The following is a 16920-nucleotide window of genomic DNA, read 5'->3' as shown; positions in this document are numbered from 1 at the left end:
CCGCCCGAATTCCGTCCTTGTTGTGCATTGGCCTGACATCGGTCGCCGCGGTGGTGCGGGTGTACGCGGAGACGGGGTCATCCGCCCGGGTCGCCGCCGTGAGCCCGGTTGCGGGATCCGGCCTGCCGGCGGGTCTGCTCGCCGGCGGAGTCCCGGCCGATCGCCGCGGGCGCAAGGGCCTGATCCTCGCCGGCGGCGGATGGGCGGTGGTGACCTCCGCCGCCCTGTCCCTCAATGCCGCGGCCGGCCATCCGCGGGTGTGGATCGTCCGCGTGCCGGCGGTGGACCTCTGCGCGGCCCTGTTCGCGACACCGGCGGCTCTCCATCCGCAACTCGCCGGCGAACGCCACGGAAGCGGAACGGAGTTGGCCGGTGTTCTCACCGCCGCTCCCGTGATCGGCGCCGCCGTCGCCTCGGTGACCTCGGGCTGGACCGGTCGGACGGCGCGCCCGGGGCGGGTACTGTTCGGTGCTGTCGCCGCCTGCGGCCCGGCGTGTCCGGGCTCCGGGCCGAGTCCCGTCCTCGGCTTCGGTCCGGTCCTCCTCGCCATCGGGGGCTTCGCCGGCACCGTCTTTGAAATCCTGCGGCGCACCCTGCTCATGCGGAACACCCCCGGACATCTGCACGGGCGGTCGGCGGTCCGCGGCTCGCCCAGGCGATGACGGCTCCCGCCCTGGGCGGAGTACCGGCCGGTCCCGGTGCCTCGGTGATCGGTCCCGGTGCCGCCGTGGCGCTGGGCGGCGCGCTCTGTGTGGCCACCCTGGCCCTGGTCGGCCTGTTCTGCCCGGAGCCGCGGCGCCGGGCCGCGGTGGGCGGTGAATCGTCCGCCGGTGATGTGTCCGGCGATAACAGTGCCGCAACGGCCACCCCGTAGGCCCTATTGGCTTGAAGTTAGGTATGGCTATCCTTACGTCTGTGATATCGAAGTCGCCGACCGCTCTCGCACCTCCAGCTCCACCCCGTGTGGCGACTGAATCCCGCACCCGAGTCCACTTCCTGGTACTCACGGCATCTCTGTTCACTCTTGTCCTGCTCTGCCTGCTTTCGATTGCTCTCGGTACGAAGTCGATCGCGCCGGACCGGGTGATCGCCCTGCTGATGAGTCCCGACGGCTCCGAGGCATCGGGAATCGTTCACGAGATGCGGCTTCCCAGAACCCTGTTCGGGGTACTGGTCGGTTCCGCGGTCGCCGTGGCGGGTGCGCTGCTCCAGGGGCTGACGCGCAACCCCCTCGCCGATCCCGGAATCCTGGGCATCAGCGCCGGCGCGTCGGTGGGCATCGTGTTCACCACCGGCGTTCTCGGTATCACATCCCTCCACGGATACGTCTGGTTCGGATTCGCCGGAGCCCTGCTCGCCACCGCCCTGGTGTACGCCATCGGTTCACTCGGCAGGGGCGGCAGCACGCCCGCCAAACTGGCCCTGGCCGGCGCCGCCGTCTCCGCGTTGCTTCAGTCACTCGTCAACGCCACCCTGCTCTTCGACGCGGCGGCCCTCGGCGACTACCGCTTCTGGGCCGTGGGATCGCTCACCGGACAGTCCACGGACATCCTGGTGCGGGTACTTCCGTTCCTCCTGGCCGGCGGTGTCCTCGCCGCCCTCTCCGCGCCCGGCCTCAACAGTCTCGCCCTGGGCGAGAACATGGCCAGGTCCCTGGGCCGGAGGGTGGGGCTGATCCGTCTGCGCGGCGCGGCGGCCGTCACCCTGCTGGCCGGCACCTCCGTCGCCATGTGCGGGCCCATCGCCTTTCTCGGACTCGTCGTCCCCCAGCTCGTACGCCACCTCACCGGTCCCGATCACCGCTGGATCCTCGCCCACTCGGCGGTACTCGGCCCCTGTCTCCTTCTCCTCGCCGACATCACCGGCCGGCTGATCGCACGCCCCGACGAGCTTCATGTCGGCATCGTGGTGACCGTGATCGGAGCACCGTTCTTCATCGCCCTGGTCCGCCGCCGCAAACTGCGGGAGCTGTAGTCATGACCGTCGAGGAAACGGCCCGGGCGACCGCGGCCGTCCGCAGCGCGGGCGGCGTCGTCGTCCGAGTGCCCCGTACCCGGGCCTCCTGGGTGATCCGCCCGCGCTCCGTCGCCGTCTGCGCCCTGCTGGCGATCGGCACCGCCGCCGCTTTCGTGACCTCCGTCGCCCTCGGCGAGATCGATCTCGCCACCACCGACGTCATCGCCGGCCTCACCGGCGGCGGCGACGAGATCACCGGAATCGTCGTGCACGACCTCCGGCTGCCGCGAGCCCTCGTCGGCCTGCTGTGCGGCGCCGCCTTCGGCGTCTCGGGGGCGATCTTCCAGTCCCTCACCCGCAACCCGCTCGCCAGCCCTGATCTCATCGGGGTGTCCGCGGGCGCCGGCACGGCCGCCACCGCCGGACTCCTGATCGGCTTCGGCTCGGGTCTCGGGCTCCAGACCCTGGCTCTCGCCGGCGGTGTGGGCGCGGCCATGCTGATTTACACCCTCGCCTGGAAAGGCGGGACTACCGGCTTCCGGATCGTCCTCGTCGGTATCGGTGTCGCCGCCCTGTGCACGAGCGTCACCAGCTATCTTCTGCTCAAGGCCGGGGTCCACCAGGCGCAGCAGGCACTGATGTGGCTCACCGGCAGCCTCAACGCGCGCGGCTGGGAGCATGTCGAACCGCTTGCCCTGGCGATGCTCGTCCTCACCCCGTGCGCCGTCGTTCTGACGCCGTGGCTGATCGGCCTCCAGCTGGGCGACGGGACGGCGCGCGCCCTGGGCATGCCGGTCCAGAAGGCCAGGATCGCCCTGCTCGTGGTGGCCGCGGCGATGGTGTCCTTCGCGACGGCGGCGGCCGGACCGATCGCCTTCGTCGCCCTGGTCGCGCCCCAGATCGCCCTGCGTCTCGTCCGCACCCCCGGGCCGGCGCTCCTGCCGTCCGCGCTCGTCGGCTCCCTGGTGGTGCTCGCCGGTGACGTGATCGGCAGAGAGCTCCTGCCGGGTACCGAACTTCCCGTCGGCGTCGTGACCGGTGTTCTCGGCGCCCCCATCCTGCTGTGGCTCCTCGGCAGGACCAACCGCACCGGCTCCGGAGGCTGACGTGGACCGCTCGACACAGGGACTCGCCGCCGAAGGGCTCACCCTCGCCCACGGCGGCCGGCGCGTGGTGGACGGCCTCGACGTCGTCATCCCGCCCGGCCGGGTGACGGCCGTGGTCGGGGCGAACGCCTGCGGCAAGTCCACCCTGCTCCAGGGACTCTCCCGGCTTCTCGCCCCCAAGGCCGGCGTCGTCCACCTGGACGGGCAGGACATCCACTCACTGCGCGGCAAGGAGCTCGCCCGCCGGCTCGGAATGCTGCCCCAGACCCCCGCCGCCCCGGACGGCATCACCGTCCTCGACCTGGTCAAGCGCGGACGCAGTCCGCACCAGTCGTGGTGGCGCCAGTGGTCCGAGGAGGACGAGAGGGCCGTCCTGGACGCCCTCACCGCGACCTCACTGCTGGAGGAGGCCGGGCGCGACATCGACGAGCTGTCCGGCGGCCAGCGCCAGCGGGCCTGGATCGCCATGGCACTCGCCCAGAACACCCCCGTCCTGCTGCTGGACGAGCCCACCAACCATCTCGACCTGACCCATCAGATCGAGATCCTGGATCTGGTCGTGGACCTCAACCGGGAGCAGGGCAGGACCGTCGTCCTGGTGCTCCACGACCTCAACCACGCCTGCCGGTACGCCGACCACGTCATCGCGATGCACCAGGGCCGGATCGTCGCCCAGGGCGCGCCCGGCGAGGTCATCACCCAGCGGCTGGTCGAGGACGTCTTCGCCCTCCGGTGCGCCGTGGTCGAGGACCCGGTGAGCGGCGGGCCGCACATCGTTCCCTTCGGCCGCCACCACGGCGGTCGTTCCGCGCGGAAGGTTCCCGGTCCGCCGGTCCGGCGCGCGGAGTCTTTCCCGGACGCCGCGCCCGACTCCGTCCCGGCGGACGGCATGCCCTGACACGGCCTCCCGCCGGAACACCTTCCCTCACCGTGCCGGGCCCCGCCCGAACGGCGTCACCGCCCGCACGCCGCACCCTCAACCCGAGCTCAGCCGCGGCGTTCTCCCGAAAGGACACCCCTCCGTGCCCGTCTTCCGTTCCGCGTCCGCCGCGGTGAACTCCGCCCCGGCCGCCGATCTCGGCCGCCGCCGCTTCCTCGCCCTGGGCGGAGCGGTCGCCGCGACCGGGCTGCTCGCCGCCTGCGGCGGATCCGACGACAGGAAGTCCCCCGCCGGGGAGGGCGGCAGGGCCGCCGCCTCCCGGGGCCCCTGGTCCTTCACGGACGACCGCGGCGAGAAGATCGACCTGCCCGCACGCCCGGAGCGGATCGTCGCCCAGTCCCACCCCGCCGCGGCCCTCTGGGACTTCGGAATCGAGCCGGTCGGCGTCTTCGGGCCGCAGAAGGGCGCCGACGGCGAGCCCAGCCCGCAGATCGGCAATGTCGACCCGGCGGCGGTGACCTCGGTCGGCACCAACTTCGGCGAGTTCCAGATGGAGAAACTGATCGCTCTCCAGCCGGACCTCATCGTCACCATCGCGTACGGCCCGATGATCTGGTACATCCCCGAAGAGGTCATCAAGAAGATCGAGAAGATCGCGCCCATCGCCGTCATCCAGCTCATGGGTGTCTCGGTGCCGGACGCCGTCAAGCGCTTCGGCGAGCTCGCCGAAGCCCTCGGCGCCGACCCCGCGAGCCCCGCGATCACCCGGGCCAAGAGCGAGTTCGAGGCCGCCGCCGACGCGGTGAAGAAGGCCGTCGCGGCCAGGCCCGGGCTGTCGGTGGCGGTCGTCTCCGGCACGAAGGAGAACCTCTTCGTCGCGGATCCCGGTTTCCACGGCGACGTCAAGTACTTCGAGCAGCTCGGTCTCGAGATCGTCAAGCCCGCCAAGCCCGAGGCCGGTTTCGAGTCCCTCAGCTGGGAGGAGGCCGGGCGGTACAAGGCGGACCTGATTCTGGAGGACGCGCGTCCCGAGGGCGGTCTCACCAGCGCGCAGTTGGGGGCCGCGTATCCGACCTGGAAGGGGAACCCGGCGGTCAGGGCGGACCAGGTCGTCGACTGGCAGACGGAGACCCCCTTCACCTACCAGCGCTTCACCAAGGTGCTCAACGACCTCGCCACCGCCGTCACCAAGGCCGATGCGGGCGTCGTCAAGTAGTCCGCGGCCGGCGCTGCGCGTGTCCCCGCCCGCGCCCGCCGGGCGGGCGGAGGCACCTGCCGCCGCCGGTACGGACCGGAGGGCCGCGGAGGTTCCCGCGAGACGGGCCTCCGGGCCGGTCGCCGCCGGGGCCGCGGGCCGCCGGTCCCGGCTCCGGGAAGCGGGACCGGCGTGCTGACCGGCGAGTTGCCCGAGCCGCCGGGGAAGTGGTTCCGGCGGTACGCCGCCGGACCGCGCGCGTCCTTGCGCGTGATCTGTTTCGGTCCCGCGGGGGGGGTTCGCCGGCCTTCTTCCTGCACTGGGCGCGCAGGGTGCCAGCCGATGTGGAGATACTGGCCGCCGCCCTTCCCGGGCGCGAACAGCGCTTGGCCGAGCCGGCCGCCGCGGACATGAACGAACTGGCCGGGGCGCTCACCGGGGCCCTGTTTCCCTTGCTCGACCGGCCGGCGGTGCTGTTCGGACACAGCATGGGCGCCGCTGTCGCCCTTGAGGTGACCCGGCGTGCCGAGGCCGCGGGGGCCGGGCCCCTCGCCGGTCTCGTGGTCTCCGGCTGCGCCGGGCCGCACCGCGGCCGGCGGCCGGCCCCCGCTTCGGACACCTTCACCGACGAGGAGCTGACCGCCCGCCTCCGTGAACTCGGAGGGACACCCGATGAGCTCCTCGACGACGCCGGCATGCGCGGCCTCATCCTGTCGGCGTTCCGCGACGATCTCCGGATCATCGGCCCGCACCGGCCGGCGGCCGGCCCCCGGGTCGGCACGCCGGTCCGTGTGCTGCTCGGCGGCGACGACCCGGCGACCTCGCCCGGGGACGGTCCGCGCTGGGCGGCGGCGTCCGAGCGGTTCGCCGGTCTGCGGACCCTGCCCGGCGGCCACTTCTTCCCGCTCGACCATCCGCGTGAAGTGATCGCGGAAGTCCTCGGCATGGCACGCCCCACCCGGGCGGACGCCCATGCCCCCACCCCGTCTCCGCGGAACGGGCCGCGGCCCGGCCCGGACACCCCGGCGCGGACAGCCGGACACCCCGGCACCGACAGTACGAAGGGCCGGCCATGCTGACACGGGACCGCACCACCGCACGACACGCGGACACCGCTCACGACGAGGTCCTGGACGTCGTGGGCATCGGCTTCGGCCCGGCCGACCGCGCACTGGCCATCGCCGCCGAGGAGCAGGGCGCGCGGGACGAGGCCGGCCGGATGCGCACCGCGTTCGTGGAACGGCGGGACCGCTTCGGCCGGCATCCCGGCATGCTGCTGGAGGGCGCCACGATGCCGGCGCCGGCTCGCCCTCCGCGAGCCGCGGCGCGTACACCCCGAGGCCAACCGGGGCGACATGAGCCCCGGCGCGCCCGGCCGCCGCCGCCCGGGACCGGGTGCGAACGGCGGAGGGGGACGACCGGTGTCCGGCCGTCCCCCTCCGCCGCGAGTCCGCGGTGTCAGATCTGTTCGGCGAGGCGCGCGAGGGCGCGCTTGTCGATCTTCCCGATCGCCGTCAGCGGGAAGTCGCCGATGGCCATGACGCGGTCGGGCAGCTTGAAGGCGGCCACGCCACGCTCGATCAGGAACGCCCGCACAGCGGCGAGTTCCACCGGCTCCGCCCCCTCGGCCGGCAGATACGCCACACAGATCAGCGTGCCGTCGTCGCCGTCCGGCAGACCGAAGGCCGCACACCTGTCGATGAGGGGATGTGTGTGGACATGAGTCTCGACCTCCTCGGCCGAGACGCTTTCGCCGTTGCGGTCGATGGTGTCCTTGACCCGGCCCTCCACGACGAGATGTCCGGAGGGCAGCCTGCGGACGAGGTCGCCGGACGCGTAAAAGCCGTCGGGCGTGAAGGAGCCGGCGTTCACCTCGGGGGCGCGGTAGTAGCCCCGCAGCGTGTACGGGCCGCGCACCAGCAACTCGCCCACCTCACCCGGGGCCACCTCCCGGCCGTCGGCGTCGACGATGCGCAGTTCGTCGTCCTCGCTCAGCGGGCGGCCCTGGCTGACGGCGACGAGATCCTCGCCGTCCTCGGCACGGGTGTAGTTGAGCAGCCCCTCCGCCATGCCGAAGACCTGCTGCACCCGGCAGCCGAGGGCGCCGGGAATGGTGCGGGCCAGCTTCTCGGAGAGCTTGGACCCGCCCGCCTGGAGAACCTCCAGGGTGGAGAGGTCCGATGTGTCCCACCGCGCGGCTTCCACCCAGAGTGGGATGAGCGGGGGAACGAGCGCGGTGTGGGTGACGCCTTCCTCGTCGATGAGGGGGAAAGCGGCGTCGGGCGCGGGGGAGGGCGAGAACACGACGGTGCCGCCGACCGAGAACGTGCCGAGCATGCCGGGGCATGCGAGGGGGAAGTTGTGCGCCACGGGCAGACAGGCCAGATAGACCGTGTCGCCGTCGAGCCCGCATGCCTCGGCGCTCGCCCTGGCGTTGTACCCGTAGTCGTTGTGGGTCCGGGGGATCAGCTTGGGAACCCCCGTCGTCCCGCCCGAGACCAGCAACAGCGCCATGCCGGAGGCGTCCGGCTCGGGAAAGTCGCGGGGCTCGGCGTCGACCGAGGCCAGTGCGGTGTGATCACCCGGGTCTCCGTCCACGAGCACATGACGGAGTCGCGGCGCCCGCGCGACGACCTCAGCGGCGAGCTCGCGGTAGTCGAATCCGGCTGCCTCATCCGGAATGACATAGGCGACCGCCTCGGACAGACGGGCGAGATGCCCTATCTCGGTGATGCGGTGGGCGGGGAGGGTGAGGACGGGGACGGCGCCGAGCCGCATCAGGGCGAAGAAGAGGACCGGGAACGCACCGCTGTTGGGGAGCTGGACCAGCACCCGGTCGCCGGCCCGGATATCAAGGCCGGCGAGGCCGGCGGCCATGCGATCCGCCCGCTCGTCGAGCTGCCGGTAGGTCAGGCGCCGGCCGCCCGCGACGACGGCGAGCCGGCGGCCGTGGGCGGCCGTCCACTCCCGCAGCAGCCGTCCGAGAGTTCTGCCGTCCCAGTGGCCCGCCGCCGCGTACCGCTCCTGGTCCTTCTCGGGCCACGGGGTCAGGCCCGAGGGCAGGGGGACGACGGTGCCGTCGCCGGATCCGCTCATCGTTACACGACTCCTTCAGATCAGGTCCGGTCGGAGACGGTGCCGGCGGTGGTCGGAAGAACCGGTGTGAACCGTCTCGCAGTTCCGGAGGGGGAGTGCCGCTCAAAGGAAAGTTAGGTTAGCCTAACCATGTTTGCCGTTGAGGTGTCCCCTTCACTCACGCTGGAGCCTGCCGTGTCACCTCTCTGGACCGAGCCGGCGGAGCCGCGCACCCGGACGGCCCGCGATGCGCGCCCGCGCGGAATCCGGGCGCGCACGGACCGGGCGGCCGGGGAGCCCCGGGCGGGCTCCCGGCGCTCTCCCGGAGCGGGACGAGCGGCCCCCGGCGGCCCGTGAAGTGAATCCCCGCACGGGCGGCATCCCCCGTTCGCGCCCCCCGCGACGGCCGGGCGCCGTCTCCCCGCGTCCGCCCCGGCCTCCGCACCGACTCCGCATCAGACCGAATCACGAAAGGCACTCGATGCCCACCCTGGACGACCTGCGGCGCCTGATCGTCGAACTGCTTCCGGGCGACACCGCCCCCGGTGACGACGACCATCTGATCGCGCTGGGCCTGGATTCGCTGAAGCTGATGCGCATTTCCGGCAGGCTGCGCCAGGACGGCCTCGACATCGGCTTCGCCGACCTCGCCAAGGCGCCCACCCTCGGTGCCTGGTCCGAGCTGCTGGCCGCACGCGGCGCGGACGGCGCGCCCCGGACGTCCGAGACCGCGGCCGTACCCGAGGGGGAGCCGTTCCCCCTCGCACTCATGCAGCACGCCTACTGGGTCGGCCGGAGCGGCAGCCAGACGCTGGGCTCGGTGGCCGCGCACCTCTACACCGAGTTCGACGGCCGGGACGTCGACCCCGTACGCCTGGGAGTCGCGGTCGCCGCCCTCGCCGGCCACCACCACATGCTGCGGGCCCGCATCCTCGACGACGGCCGCCAGGTGATCGAGCCCTGGCGGCACGGCACCGCGCTGCCCGTCCTGGACCTGCGCGGCGCGGACGCCGCGGAGATCGCCCGTCGCACCGGTGAGCTGCGCGAACAACTGTCCCACCAGCTCCTCCCGGTGGAGAACGGCAAGGTCTTCGACGTACGGGTGACCCTGCTGCCCGAGGGCCGCACCCGCGTCCATGTCGATGTGGACATGATCGCCGCCGACGCGCGCAGCTACCGCACCCTCCTCGCCGACCTGGTCCGGCTGTACGAGAACCCCGGCGCGCCGCTGGAACCCCTGGACTACCAGTACGCCCAGTACCTCGCCGAGCGCCGCACCAGGCCGCCGCTGGCCGAGGACATCGCCTGGTGGCGGAACCGCCTCGCGGACCTGCCCGGCGCCCCCGCCCTTCCGTCCCGCCCGGAGAGCCGGGAGGGCGACCCGAACCGCGTCGTCCGGCTGCACCACTGGCTCGACCCCAAGGCCAGGAAGGGACTGGTGCGCCAGTCGCGCCGGCATGCCGTCACCCCCGCCGTGGCCGTCGCCACCGCCTTCGCCGAGACCCTCGGCGCCTGGAGCGGTGAGCCGCGCTTCCTGCTGAACGTCCCGATGTTCGACCGCCGCCCGGTGCACCCCCATGTCGAGCGGCTCGTCGGCGACTTCACCGGCTCCGTGATGCTCGACGTCGACGTCTCCGCCGGGGCCGAGTTCGCCGAGCGGGCCCAGACCATCCAGGACTCCATGCACGCGGCCGTCGCGCACTCCTCGTACTCCGGTGTCGAGGTCCTGCGCGACCTCTCCCGCGAACAGGGCTCCCCGGTGCTCGCCCCTGTCGTCTTCACCAGCGCCCTGGACCTCGGCGAACTCTTCGGCACCGGAGTCGAGAATGTCCTCGGCGAACCGGTCCACATCATCTCCCAGGGCCCACAGGTCGTCCTCGACGCCCAGGTGACCGAGGTCCACGACGGCCTTCTCGTCAACTGGGACGTCCGCGCGGGCGCGCTGCCCGACGGCGTCGCCGACGACATGTTCGCCGCGTTCGGCGCCCTGCTGGAGAGCGTCGCCGACGGCACGGCCTGGAGCGTACCGGCGGCCGGCTTCCTCACCGGCGAGCAGCGCGCGGTGCGCGAGCGTGTCAACGACACCGCCGGCGCGCTCCCCGGGCACCCCCTGCATCACGCCTTCTTCACCGGCGCGGCACTCGCTCCCGACCGGCCCGCGGTCATCACACCGGACGGCGCCACCCTCGGCTACGGCCTGATCGCCGACCGGGCCCTGCGCATCGCCGGTGCCCTGGCCGCCCGGGGCGTCCAGCCCGGCGACGCGGTGGCCATCCGGCTCCCCAAGGGCCCCGACCAGATCACCGCCGTGCTCGGCGTCCTGGCCGCCGGCGCCCACTATGTGCCCATCGGCATCGAACAGCCCGACGCCCGCGTCCGGCGCATCCGCGAGCGGGCCGGCGTCGTCGCGCTCCTCACCCGGGAGGCGACCGAGGCGGACGAGCTCTCCTTCGCCGAGGCCGCCGCCTGGGACCGGCCCCTCGCCTCCCCTGTGCCGCAGGACCGCGGCGCACTCGCGTACGTCCTGTTCACCTCCGGCTCCACCGGCGAGCCCAAGGGCGTCGAGGTCTCCCACCGGGCCGCCGCCAACACCATCGAGGATCTCGCGGGCCGGCTCGGCCTCGGCGCGGACGACCGCACCCTCGCGCTCTCGGCCCTCGACTTCGACCTGTCCGTGTTCGATCTCTTCGCCCCTCTCTCGGTGGGCGGAGCGATCGTCACCATCGACGAGGACGTCCGCAAGGACGCCGCGGCCTGGGCCGGACTCGTCCGCGACCACGCCGTGACCGTCGTCAACTGCGTCCCGAGCCTGCTGGACATGCTGCTCACCGCCGGTGAGAACACTCCGCTCGGCGACAGCCCGCGCGCTGTTCTCCTCGGCGGCGACTGGGTCGGCGCCGATCTCCCCGCCCGGCTGCATGCCCAGGTCCCCGGCTGCCGCTTCCTCGCCCTCGGCGGAACCACCGAAACCGCCATCCACTCCACGATCCTGGAAGTGCGCGACGGCGTTGTTCCCGAGGGGTGGACGAGCGTTCCGTACGGCGTACCGCTGCGCAATGTCCGGTGCCGGGTGGTGGACGCCCAGGGCCGCGACTGCCCCGACTGGGTGGCGGGCGAACTGTGGATCGGCGGCGCCGGGGTCGCCGACGGCTACCGCGCCGACCCCGAGCGCACCGCCGACTGCTTCGCCGAGATCGGCGGAACGCGCTGGTACCGCACGGGGGACCGGGCCCGCTACTGGCCCGACGGCACCCTGGACTTCCTCGGCAGGGCCGACGACCAGGTGAAGATCCGCGGCTTCCGCATCGAACTCGGCGAGATCGAGGCGGCCCTGGCGGACCATCCGGACCTGCGGCACGCCGCCGCCATGGTGCTGCGCGGCGAGACCTCCCAGCGGCTCGCCGCCGTGGTGGTGACCCACGAGGGCCGCACCCTGTCCGAGGCCGACATCGCCGCCCACGCCGCGCGCCGGCTGCCCGCCCACATGATTCCCGACCGTCTCGTCATCACCGGCTCCATGCCGCTCACGCCCAACGGCAAGGTGGACCGCAAGGCCCTCAGGGCCCTTGCCGAGGAGCGGCGGAGCACGGACACCCATGTCCCGCCGGTCTCCGCTCTCCAGCGGCTGATCGCCTCGGTCTGGGAGCAGACGCTCGGGAGCCCCCGGGTCGGTCTGGACGACGACTACTTCTTCCTCGGCGGCGACTCCATCCTCGCCACCGCCATCACCGGCCGTCTGCGCGAGGCGCTCGACACCGACGATGTGCGCATCCACGACATCCTCGGCTCCCTCACCGTCGGCCGGCTCGCCGAGACCCTCGCCCGCAGGTCCGCCGGCCCCGGGGTCCTGGAGGCCATGGCCGAGATCTATCTGGAGGTGGAGTCGCTGACCGAGGAGGAGCTGACGGCCCAGCTCGGCGAACTCGGCGGCCACGACGGGACCTCCCGTGGGTGACCCGGCACGGCCGGTCCGCCAGGACAGCCCGTGGCTGCGCCGGTACGAACCCCGCCCCGGGGCCGGGGCGCGGATCATCTGCTTCGGACCGGCCGGCGCCTCCCCGGGATTCTTCCGCGGCTGGAGCGGCCTGGCCCCGGCCGATGTCGACGTACAGATCCTCGCCTACCCCGGACGGGAACGGCGAGCCCTGGAGCCGCCGCTGGAGGAGATGGCGGCGCTGACCGAGGCCGTCCACGATGTGCTGGCTCCCCGCATCGACCGGCCCACGGTTCTCTTCGGCCACAGCATGGGCGCCTCGGTCGCCTTCGAGACGGCGCGTCTGCTCGAGGCGTCGGGTGCCCGCCCGCTGGCCGGACTCGTCGTGTCCGGCCGTCCCGGCCCGCGCGTACTGCGCGAACTGCCCCCGGCTGTCACCGGTTTCGACGACGAGCGAACCGTGGCGTATGTGCGCTCACTGGGCGGAACGCCCCCGGAACTGCTGGACGACCCGGAGGCCCGGGAGGTCATTCTTCCCGCCTTCCGCAGCGACTTCCGGCTCACCGGGCGCTACACACCGGAGCTCACCCCGCGTGTCAGAGCCCCGCTCACCGTCCTCTGCGGGGACCGCGACACCCGGGTGAGTACCGAGGGCGCCCAGTGCTGGAACGAGGTGGCCGACCACTTCACCGGAGTGGAACGCCTGTCCGGCGGCCACTTCTACCTGGTGGAGGAAGCCAGGGCGGTCGTCGAGGCCGTGATGAGGCCGTTCGCGCCGCCGCGCCCTCTCGCCCCGGCGGCGGATCGCGCCGTGTGATCCGATCCGGGGATCGGCCACGCCGGATGCCCGCGGCCGGTCCCCGGACCGGCCGCGGGCGGCGCGAGGCCGCCGTGACCTTTCGCCCATGAACTGCCGCCGCGTCGGGGGCTGGTGCGCAGCCGCGCCGCGACAGGCGTAGATCAGGTTAGGCTAACCTAATAATACTGTCGGCCGATCCTCTGATTGGAAGAGAAAAAGAGTCCGTGACTATTCACAAGGCGTTTCATGAGCGGCAGTTGCCCTTCGATGCGGATGCGCTCGCCGTGGCCGCGGCCCTGGCTGCCGCCAGCACTCACGAGCACGTCCTGTATGAGAACCGCGGGGTGGTCGGCTGGGCCGAGGAGCCCTGCGCCCGGGTGGTGGGCACGGTCGCGAGCGCCTCTCTCGAAATCAACGGCTCGGTACGGCATTTCGAGGCGGGGGCGGGCCCGCTGGACGCCGTGGCCCGCGCCCTGGACGACATGGAGATCGACGCCTGGCGCGCCTACGGCTGGGCGCCGTTCGAGCTCAGCCATGTCCTGCACGGAGGGGCGCGGGTCGATGTCGACGCCCCCGTGATCCATCTGGCCGTGCCGTCCCGGGAGATCCGTTTCCGGGACGGCGCGGTGCTGTTGCGGGCGCTTGCCGCGAGTGACCTCGACACCCTCGAACTGCGCCTCGTGCGGGCGGTTGAGACGGCGGCCGCCCTGGCCGAACCGACCGCCCGGATCGAGACCGACATCCAGGAGCACAACGCCCGGGCGTACCGCTCCTCGGTCGGCCTCGCGATTGACGAGATACGCGCGGGCGGGCTGGACAAGGTCATCCTCTCCCGCGTCGTTCCCGTCCCGGAGGAGGTGGACCTGCCCGCGACCTACCTCGCCGGCCGCCGCGGCAACGACCCCGCGCGGTCGTTCCTCCTCGATCTCGGCGGCTGGCAGGCCGCGGGATTCAGCCCCGAGATCGTCGCCCGGGTGTCCTCGGCCGGCGAGGTCGTCACCCAGCCCCTCGCGGGGACCCGGGCTCTCGACGGCGATCGTGCCGCGGATCTCGGCCGGCGCCGGGAGCTGTACCGCGACCCCAAGGAGGTCTTCGAACACGCCATCTCCGTCCGCCTCGCGGTCGAGGAGATGGTGCGCGTGTGCGACGAACAGACCGTCGCGGTGGACGACTTCATGATCATCAAGGAGCGGGGCAGCGTACAGCACCTCGCCTCCAAGCTCTCGGGCCGGCTGGCCCCCGGCCTGACCCGCTGGTCCGCCCTCACCAGCCTCTTCCCCGCCATCACCGCGTCCGGCATTCCCAAGGCGCCGGCCTGCGCCCTGATCGCCCGGCTCGAAGGCGAGCCGCGCGGGCTGTACAGCGGCGCCGTCATGACGGTCGACGCGGACGGCAGCCTGGACGCGGCCCTCGTCCTGCGCAGCGTCTACCGCCGGAACGGGGTCACCTGGCTTCGCGCGGGAGCCGGCATCGTGGCCGACTCCGTTCCCGAGCGCGAGCTGGAGGAAACGCGCGAGAAGCTGCGCAGTGTCTCCCGGTTCCTCGTGCCCGCCGCCCGGACCGCCGACGACCGCACTCCCGAGCTGGCCGCCAGCACCGGCTGACGGGTGACCGGGTCGGGTGACGGCCCTTCCCCGGAAGCGGATCCGGCTCCGCCGATGGCATCATCGACCTTGAGTTCGTGCGCCACCGGCGATCAGAACGGCGGCGCTCTCCCGGGCCGGGGCTGAGGTGCCATGGCACGCACCTTCACGGTGGATCCGCCCTGTGCCCGGTTACCCCGTCTCGCCGAGGGCGATGTCTGTGCGTCGGCTGGTGTGCTCGCCGATTCGGGTGATCCGGAACATCGTCAGCCGGCGAACCTGGCCCGGAAGGCGGTGCGGTTGGGGGAGTCGGCCGAGCGGTCCCAGACGGCGAAGGTGATGCGGGCGAACGGGGCGCCGTGGGTGTCCAGGGCTTCGGCGAACGCGTCCGCCACCTCGGCCGGATCGTTGCCGAACACGCCGCAGCCCCAGGCGCCGAGGACCAGCTCGCGCACTCCGTGGTGGGCGGCCACGCCGAGGACACGGCGGGCGCGCTCGGTCAGCGTGCCCCTGACGTCGACCTTCCCACCCGGCGATTGCCGCGTCAGCCGGCCGGCGTTGGGAGCGGGGGAGGTCAGGAAGGAGACCTCGTACACCTGGTCGAGCAGGGCGTGGGATCCGTCGCGGATCACCGGTACGTGCGGGGAGAAGATCACCCGGTGGCTGTAGTTGAGGTCGGCGGCTTCCCGATGCGCCGCGTAGTAGTCGGGGGCTTCGAGCAGGCACGAGTGGAGGAGAGCCGTGCGGCACAGGTCTTCCTCCTGAGCCTTGGCGCCGCGCAGGTACCCGCCGCCGGGGTTCCGGGCCGAGGCGAAGTTGAGGACGGCGAGGTGTTCGACGCCTTCGCCGGTGAGGCGGCGGGCGGCGCGCAGGCTGTCCTCGTCGGTCACCTCGGCCCCGCCGGTGAAGGGTCCGGTGGGCGCCGGGGCGAAGGCCGGGGAGTGGGAGACGGTCCCCGCGCGGGCGGCGGCGAGAGCGGGGGCTATGGAGACCCGGACGCCGGTGGAGGTGGTGTAGAAGCCGGTGGTCGCCACCCGTTCGTTCTCGGTGGCGAGGTTCCTCAGACGGTTGCTCATGACGGGCGATGGTAGCGAGGAATTGTTGTCAGAGTGACTATTTTTGAGAGTGTGCGGAGTGCGCACGGCACGGCCGGTGTGACCGCGCGGCGTCACAGACCACGGCGAGGGGGGAGGTGCTCCGTGTTCGGCGAACAGCACCTGCGGGAGTTCCACGCCTCCTTCCCCCGGGACGCTGTACCCGACCGCAGCCCGCCGCACGTCGTCCCGCAGTGTTGATCCCGGTGCGGCCGGCGTGATCACGGCGTCGATGCGGTACGCGGGGGCTCATGCCCCCGACCCGGTCGGTCTCGGCCGGGAGCAGTCCCCGGTGCACCCGCACGGCCCACCTCCGTGCCGTGGCCCGGCCGGGTGGTGGTCCGAACGGATGAATCGGCCGGATACGCGGGCCGCCGTACGCCGCTCTGTGCGGGGTGTGCGGGCATGGTGGTCGGCGACCGTGTCGCCCCACGCGCCGGAGGACCCACATGCTCGGCACCGACTTCCGCACCGGATCGCCCAACTGGCTCGATCTCGGCAGTCCCGACACCGCGGCCGCCGCCGCCTTCTACGGGTCCGTCCTCGGATGGGAGTTCGTCTCGGCGGGACCCGAGGCGGGCGGGTACGGCTTCTTCCGGGTCGGCGGGAGGACCGTGGCCGCCCTCGGCCCGCTCACCGAGGAGGGGGCGCACTCCGCCTGGATGGTGCACTTCCGGAGCCCGGACATGGAGGCCACCGCCCGGGCCGTGCGGGCCGGGGGCGGAACCGTGCGGGCGGAGCCCGTGGATGTCATGGGGGAGGGGGTGCTCGCCCAGTTCACCGACCCGCAGGGTGCCGAGTTCGCCTCCTGGCAGCCCGGGAGGACGGCGGGGCTTGAGGCCGCCTCGGAGGAGAACACCCTGGTGTGGGTGGAACTCCATGTACCCGACCCCGTCGCGGCGATCGCCTTCTACACCGGGGTGTTCGGCTGGCGGAGCGCCGAGATGCGGACCCCGGGGATGACGTACCGGGTGCTGAGCATCGGTGAGGGGAACCAGGAGGACGGGTCGTTCGGCGGGGTCGCGCGCCAGGGCGAGGGCGCGGACGGCCGGCCGGCGGCGCCCCACTGGGTGCCGTACTTCCATGTGGCGGACGTCGACGCCACCGTCGGGAGGGCCGAGGGCGGCGGCGGCACCGTGGTGATGCCCGCGGCTGACGTGCCCGACGTCGGCCGGATCGCCTGGGTCGCCGACCCGGCGGGGGCGGTGTTCGCGCTGCTGAGGCCGGACCCGCGGATGCGGGCCGCCGGCCAGGGATGACAGGACCCCGTGGCCGCCCCCTGCCGGACGGGAGCGGGA

13 protein-coding genes and 1 pseudogene are annotated in these 16920 nt (G+C 72.8%); 12 read left to right on the top strand and 2 right to left on the bottom strand.

The features are described from left to right. Positions 1–98 precede the first annotated feature (98 nt). The 8 genes and pseudogenes from AAFN69_RS28350 to AAFN69_RS28315 form a co-directional block, all read left to right on the top strand. Positions 99–662, top strand: a complete 564-nt coding sequence (locus tag AAFN69_RS28350) for a hypothetical protein (RefSeq protein WP_347731695.1) — start codon at positions 99–101, stop codon at positions 660–662. Next, complete coding sequence (locus AAFN69_RS28345) at positions 659–874, top strand: hypothetical protein (protein WP_347731694.1); 216 nt, start codon at positions 659–661, stop codon at positions 872–874. Before AAFN69_RS28350 ends, AAFN69_RS28345 begins: the two co-directional genes overlap by 4 nt. A gap of 89 nt (positions 875–963) precedes the next feature. Next, positions 964–1974, top strand: a complete 1011-nt coding sequence (locus tag AAFN69_RS28340) for an iron ABC transporter permease (protein ID WP_347731693.1) — start codon at positions 964–966, stop codon at positions 1972–1974. A 2-nt stretch (positions 1975–1976) separates the two neighbouring features. After that, a complete protein-coding gene (locus AAFN69_RS28335; protein WP_347731692.1) occupies positions 1977–3062 on the top strand; it encodes an iron chelate uptake ABC transporter family permease subunit in 1086 nt (361 codons plus the stop codon). Position 3063: 1 nt separating this feature from the next. Beyond that, positions 3064–3960 carry an ABC transporter ATP-binding protein gene (locus tag AAFN69_RS28330; protein ID WP_347731691.1) on the top strand — a complete coding sequence of 299 codons (897 nt, stop codon included), beginning with the start codon at positions 3064–3066 and terminating at the stop codon, positions 3958–3960. A 124-nt stretch (positions 3961–4084) separates the two neighbouring features. Continuing rightward, entirely contained in the window at positions 4085–5158 is a 1074-nt protein-coding gene (locus AAFN69_RS28325) for an ABC transporter substrate-binding protein (RefSeq protein ID WP_347731690.1), read from the top strand. Positions 5159–5364: 206 nt separating this feature from the next. Continuing rightward, a complete protein-coding gene (locus tag AAFN69_RS28320; RefSeq protein ID WP_347731689.1) occupies positions 5365–6216 on the top strand; it encodes an alpha/beta fold hydrolase in 852 nt (283 codons plus the stop codon). Then, a pseudogene (locus AAFN69_RS28315) lies at positions 6210–6422 on the top strand (SidA/IucD/PvdA family monooxygenase); the annotation flags it as partial. The gene AAFN69_RS28320 and the pseudogene AAFN69_RS28315, both read left to right, overlap by 7 nt. A 173-nt stretch (positions 6423–6595) precedes the next feature. Here the strand turns inward: AAFN69_RS28315 and AAFN69_RS28310 are convergent. Next, complete coding sequence (locus AAFN69_RS28310) at positions 6596–8233, bottom strand: AMP-binding protein (RefSeq protein ID WP_347731688.1); 1638 nt, start codon at positions 8231–8233, stop codon at positions 6596–6598. 460 nt (positions 8234–8693) lie between these two features. Here AAFN69_RS28310 and AAFN69_RS28305 point away from each other — a divergent pair, with 460 nt between their 5' ends. The 3 genes from AAFN69_RS28305 to AAFN69_RS28295 all read left to right on the top strand — a co-directional run bounded on the left by AAFN69_RS28305 (position 8694) and on the right by AAFN69_RS28295 (position 14549). Continuing rightward, entirely contained in the window at positions 8694–12167 is a 3474-nt protein-coding gene (locus tag AAFN69_RS28305; RefSeq protein WP_347731687.1) for an amino acid adenylation domain-containing protein, read from the top strand. Next, positions 12160–12963: an alpha/beta fold hydrolase gene (locus AAFN69_RS28300; protein WP_347731686.1), complete on the top strand. Its 804-nt coding sequence runs from the start codon at positions 12160–12162 to the stop codon at positions 12961–12963. Before AAFN69_RS28305 ends, AAFN69_RS28300 begins: the two co-directional genes overlap by 8 nt. Positions 12964–13169: 206 nt before the next feature. After that, the gene (locus AAFN69_RS28295) at positions 13170–14549 is read left to right on the top strand and encodes a salicylate synthase (RefSeq protein WP_347731685.1); all 1380 of its coding nucleotides are present in this window, start codon (positions 13170–13172) and stop codon (positions 14547–14549) included. 245 nt (positions 14550–14794) lie between these two features. On the opposite strand, the gene AAFN69_RS28290 is transcribed toward AAFN69_RS28295, so the two are convergent. Further along, positions 14795–15604 (bottom strand): TIGR02452 family protein, encoded by an 810-nt coding sequence (locus AAFN69_RS28290; RefSeq protein ID WP_347731684.1) that lies wholly within the window; start codon positions 15602–15604, stop codon positions 14795–14797. Between the two features lie 467 nt (positions 15605–16071). Between AAFN69_RS28290 and AAFN69_RS28285 the strand changes: the two genes are divergently transcribed. Next, positions 16072–16881, top strand: a complete 810-nt coding sequence (locus AAFN69_RS28285; RefSeq protein WP_347731683.1) for a VOC family protein — start codon at positions 16072–16074, stop codon at positions 16879–16881. Positions 16882–16920 lie beyond the last annotated feature (39 nt).

It is taken from the genome of Streptomyces sp. CAU 1734 (assembly GCF_039888735.1).
In the GTDB taxonomy this organism is placed as follows: domain Bacteria; phylum Actinomycetota; class Actinomycetes; order Streptomycetales; family Streptomycetaceae; genus Streptomyces.
This window is presented reverse-complemented; position numbering and strand designations above follow the sequence as displayed.

Bases quoted from the DNA above. Each gene is read 5' to 3' on its own strand.
- AAFN69_RS28345 (WP_347731694.1), top strand. From the start codon at position 659: ATGACGGCTCCCGCCCTGGGCGGAGTACCGGCCGGTCCCGGTGCCTCG.
- AAFN69_RS28335 (WP_347731692.1), top strand. From the start codon at position 1,977: ATGACCGTCGAGGAAACGGCCCGGGCGACCGCGGCCGTCCGCAGCGCG.
- AAFN69_RS28310 (WP_347731688.1), bottom strand. From the start codon at position 8,233: ATGAGCGGATCCGGCGACGGCACCGTCGTCCCCCTGCCCTCGGGCCTG.
- AAFN69_RS28305 (WP_347731687.1), top strand. From the start codon at position 8,694: ATGCCCACCCTGGACGACCTGCGGCGCCTGATCGTCGAACTGCTTCCG.
- AAFN69_RS28290 (WP_347731684.1), bottom strand. From the start codon at position 15,604: ATGAGCAACCGTCTGAGGAACCTCGCCACCGAGAACGAACGGGTGGCG.
- AAFN69_RS28285 (WP_347731683.1), top strand. From the start codon at position 16,072: ATGCTCGGCACCGACTTCCGCACCGGATCGCCCAACTGGCTCGATCTC.